Origin of the sequence: Succinimonas sp., from assembly GCF_045225735.1 — a bacterium.
Lineage (GTDB): Bacteria > Pseudomonadota > Gammaproteobacteria > Enterobacterales > Succinivibrionaceae > Succinimonas.
Map to the genome: position 1 here is coordinate 1 of NZ_JBGVBR010000225.1, position 4873 is coordinate 4873.

At 52.3% G+C, this 4873-nt stretch carries 3 protein-coding genes; all 3 read left to right on the plus strand.

The features are described from left to right. Window positions 1–224: hypothetical protein (locus tag ACJROR_RS07800; RefSeq protein ID WP_406546634.1), on the plus strand; the 224-nt coding region annotated here is incomplete at its 5' end. A 59-nt stretch (window positions 225–283) separates the two neighbouring features. After that, window positions 284–3787, plus strand: a complete 3504-nt coding sequence (locus tag ACJROR_RS07805) for a helicase HerA domain-containing protein (protein WP_406546635.1) — start codon at window positions 284–286, stop codon at window positions 3785–3787. Window positions 3788–3884: 97 nt separating this feature from the next. Further along, a complete protein-coding gene (locus ACJROR_RS07810) occupies window positions 3885–4580 on the plus strand; it encodes a hypothetical protein (protein WP_406546636.1) in 696 nt (231 codons plus the stop codon). Window positions 4581–4873: the final 293 nt, after the last annotated feature.

Genomic DNA, 4873 nt, shown 5'->3' on the forward strand with positions numbered 1-4873 from the left:
AGGTAAAGAAAACCTGTGTCACCAAGCTGGGCTGGTCATCAGATCCTACCGTGATCACCAAGAATCCCAATGCTGTGACGAAGGAATACCTGGTTCATCATGATCCCCAACACACGGGCTGGAATATCTTTATCAAGCCTGAATCTCCGGGATCCATAGCTGTGGCGGTAACTCAAAGCGATACGCCGGACGATCTTGAGGACATTAAGATCATTACTCTGTAGCGAGCAGCCGGATTATTGCCCGCCACCGCAACACTGTCATTTTATGGGAGTCTGTCTTTATGGAAAACAACAAGGACCCCTGCTGCCAGCAGGATCCTCTGGCTGCCAAAATAGCCGGAGAAATTGACAATCTCGGGAAAAACCGCATCTCTGTTCTGAGCAATCTGTCTTTTCAGGAAGTCTCCCGCGAGCAGATCCTCAGAAATACGGTATTTTTTCGGATCACCTGCCTGACCTATGAAAAGAAATTCCCGCGGCAGGAAGCTTTTGAAAATGTGGTAACCGCCCTGAAAAATTCCTGCTGCCGGGTTATCTACTATCTCAGGGGCGGATCAGGGGATGTGGAGTTCTACATCGGCATCACCTCTGCCTTCTCCCAGGACAAAGCCCGGTATAACGTCAACGACTATGAGGATATGCTGTCCCGGGCCATCAGAGGCAATTTTATCGGTTCCACGGTGGAGAAGGCCGATAACAGTGTGCTGGAAAGACTGGCCGATGACAGGCTGAAATTCAAAACCGTGCTGGGGGTGCCCTCACGCAATAATGAAAACCGGGACGACCTGTCCTTTCAGGGGGTGGAAAGACTTGTTAATGTCATGAATTCCGGAGATCTTCCCCTGAATATCAGGGATCAGGAGTTTCATCTTCTGGTAATCTGGGAATCTCTGGATCTGGCGGCCATTCAGGAGTTCGGCGCTCAGGTGGAAAGCCTCTACAGCAAGCTGTCAGCCTTTGCTCATTCCAGCATTCAGAGCAGCAGTCAGGATTCCTCGCAAAAGGGATCCTCCGCGCAGACCGGCACCTCCGAGGGCAAAACCACCGGGGAGACAAAAGGAAAATCAGAAAGCCAGACCTCCGGGAAATCCGCCACGGAAACCACTGGCGCCTCGGAGTCCAAATCCAGTAGCAAGGGAAGCTCCTCCGGCACCTCGGAAAATACTTCCAGCTCAACTAACAAGTCCCAAACCTCCGGCACCAATAATTCCGAAACCTCCGGCGCCACCGAATCGGAAACTACCGGCAACAGCAAAAGCAAGTCGAACTCCGTGGGGAAGAGCGAATCGCAGTCATCCACTGACGGAGAAAACAACAGCAGATCCAGTTCATCCCATACCGAACAAGCCGGCACGAGCGAGGGGAGTCAAACCACCACAGGCACCAGCAATTCCATCAGCAAGGGTACCTCCTCTACCACGAGCAGCGGCTCCAGCAAATCGGAAACCACAGGCTCCTCCAGCACCAAATCCCAGGGAACCTCCAGCACTGTTTCGGAAACCAAAGGCACCACTTCCGGAACCTCGCAGTCCAAAAGCTCCGGACATAATGAAAGCTCCACTTCCGGAACCTCGGTATCTTCCAGCATCAGCTCCAGCTCCACCTCCAGCTCCAGCACCGGGACTTCGGAATCCGTTTCCACCGGCAGCGGGCTTTCCATCACCTTTGAAAACAAGAACAAGAAGGTGCAGGACATTCTGAAATACATCGACGAAGAGCTCATGGTCAGAATCAAGCGCGGCATTTCAAAGGGGCTGTTCCGTACCGCCGTATACGTCGGAGCCGGGAATCCCCTGAACTGCGATCTCCTCTGCAACACCCTGATCTCCCTGGCTCAGGGGGACAAAAACTTCAATACCTCGGTCTACAGCGCCGAATTCAAGAACATGTCCAAGCCGGTGTCGGAACTGCAGATCTGCCAGGTCAATGCGCCCCGGGACATTTCCGCAGAATCATTTCTTCTGGAATCACGCCCGGTGATCAATGGCGTCATTGACGCGGGCACCTGGCTCACCGCTCAGGAGATCAGCATGCTGGCCGGTTTCCCGCAGAAGGAAGTGCCGGGACTGGAATTACGTGAACAGGTGCCCTTCGGACTCAATATCAACACCAAAGTCCCGGACAGTGACAAGCTCGATCTCGGGGTCATGCGACAGGAGGGCTGTCAGCTTAAATCCCAGAAGGTTAATCTCTCACGAAAAGAACTCTCCAAGCACGTATTCATCGCAGGCACCACCGGTTCCGGAAAAACCACCACCTGCCACAGACTTCTGGCTTCATCCATGACGGACGGGGCATCCCTGCCCTTCCTGGTCATCGAACCCGCTAAAACAGAATACCGGGCTCTGGTAAACAGCAGCACTCCGGGCTTTAATGAGATCATCGTTTTCACCGTGGGCAACGGCAATGGCGTGCCCTTCCGTTTCAATCCCCTGGAATTTCTGGAAAACGAAACCCTGTCCGGTCATATTGACGAGCTCAAGGCCGCCTTCATGGCCAGCTTTGACATGGAGGCCGCCATCCCCAATCTGCTGGAGCAGGGCCTGTATCGGGTGTACAAGTGCATGGGCTGGGATATTGAAACCGGCGAGAACCGTTTCCTGAAGGATCGTCATGCCGCCTGGCAGGCGGAAATCAGAGGCGTGTTCTTCCCGACCCTGGAGATGTACATTGAAACAGTAGTTGAGCTGGTAAAGGAAAAAGGCTTTGATGACAGGCTGCGGGATGAATACATAGGATCAATAAGAGCCCGGCTGGACAGCCTCACCGAAGGAGCCAAGGGGGTGATCTTCAACACCCAGCTTTCCGTTGATTTTGATGATCTTCTTGATCGCCGGGTTATTATTGAGCTTGAGGATGTGAAATCCTCCGAGGATAAATCCTTCCTGATGGCGCTCATTCTCTCGCGGCTCTCCGCCGCTCTCAAGGCCAGACATGCCCGGGATGCGAATTTCCGGCATATCACCCTGGTGGAGGAAGCCCACAGACTTCTTGCCAAGGTCAGTGCCGGAGACAGTCAGAACCGTAAAATGGGCGTTGAGCTGTTCTCGGATCTTCTCGCCGAGGTCAGAAAGTACGGCGAAAGTCTCATCATTGTGGATCAGATCCCCAGCAAGCTGGCAAGCGAGGTGCTTAAAAACACCAATACCAAGATCATTCATAAGCTGTTCTCCCAGGATGACAAAAATGCCGTGGGCGAAACCATGGCATTGGATGATAACCAGAAAAAGTACCTCTCCTATCTGGTGCCGGGGGAAGCCATAGTATTTTCCCAGGGCTGGAAGAAGCCGGTGGATGTTCAGGTGACACAAATCGATACCAGTACTGATGACGATAATGTGGACGACGAAATTGTCTGCCAGAACGGCCGGAACTACTGGCTGGAACACAGCCTGAGGTTCTGCGCCTTCATGGACGAAGCCGCTGATCGGCATCAGGACTGGGAATGCTTTGTCGCTCAGGCCCGGGGCGCAACCAGGCTTTATCAGAACTGCGTCTGCAATGAAAATGCCAATAACAGACAATGGCAGCTCTGGCTGAACAGCCTGCAGGAGGCCTGCAATGATGATAAGACGCTGTTTTTAAGACTCATCAGAAATGCCGTGTTTGACTATGCCTTCCGGAAATTGTCCATAGATCCGGGAACAGTTGTTAATTTCAATTATCAGAGCTTCTGCTCTTCTTTTGACAGTGAATTTGATGAGACCTGGAATTACTATTCTGAAAAACAGAACTGGGAGAGTTTTGTAAATTCGCTGATCGGAAATATTTTAGGAGATCTTTAATATGGGATTTTGGAGCAGTGTCGGATCATTTTGTTCAAGCATTTGCAGCGGCATCAGTTCAGCTTGTTCGAGCATCTGCAGAGGCATTTCAGCGGCGGTGGATAAGATTTCAGGACTGTGCTCTTCCATCGGCCCCGCCTTATCGGTAATCTCAAAGATTGTGGCCTGCATTCCCGGATGTCAGGGGCTGGCTGCGGTAATGGGCACCATCGGCCGCATTGCCACCGTCATAGCGGTAATAACCGGAGTGTTCAGACAGGACGAGCGGGTTGAGGATATCGGCGAACGGGCTCTTCAGGCCGAAGAACAGGGCATTACGCTAAAATCCTGTAACGGCGACTTTAAGGCTTATATGGAAAAGGTGCGCAACCTGAAGCTGGATCCTGAAAAAATGCACGAAAAGAATGAACAGATCATGGCCGGCTGCATGGTTGCCGAACAGGGCATCAGAGAAGCCAATCCCAAGCTTTCGACAGTCAGCCTCTACCCTCTGGCCATGTTTTCAGATCTCTGTTCTGCAGATCGCCTTAAGAAATGGGCGGAAATCGCCCAGCGCATGGATATGCCGCTGTCCTCAATTGCCAAGTTCTATCTGGGCAGCACCGTTTTTGATGCGATTTTTCCCGAGGAAGGAAAAAAAGCCAATGAGACGGATGGCCGCAAAGCAGCAGTAGCCGCAGAAAAGGAATTAAATCCGGATCTTAATAAAAACGCGATAAACGATGATATTGACAAGACCAGGAAAAATATTGAGGACATCCTGAAGCAAGCCGCAGGAAACTACAAAGAATGAGCCTGTTTTTTCCCTGTTTTCCTTATGCGCGCATGCTTGTGCCTCCGGCCATTCGCAGCATCGGCTCGCTGCGCGAAAGCGCGTAAAGCGCCCTTTCATCGGCTGCTGATGAGACGACAGGACTGAACTCTTCAACAGGTTCCGCCTTGCTGGTAATCTCGAAGACAGCGGCCTCTGTTCCCGGAGGTCAGGGGCTGGCTGCGGTAACGGGCGCCATGGGCCGCATTGCCGCTGTCATCGCAGTGCTAACCGGGGTGTTCAGACAGGACGAACGAATTCAGGATATCGGCGAA

Bases quoted from the DNA above. Each gene is read 5' to 3' on its own strand.
- ACJROR_RS07805 (WP_406546635.1), top strand. From the start codon at position 284: ATGGAAAACAACAAGGACCCCTGCTGCCAGCAGGATCCTCTGGCTGCC.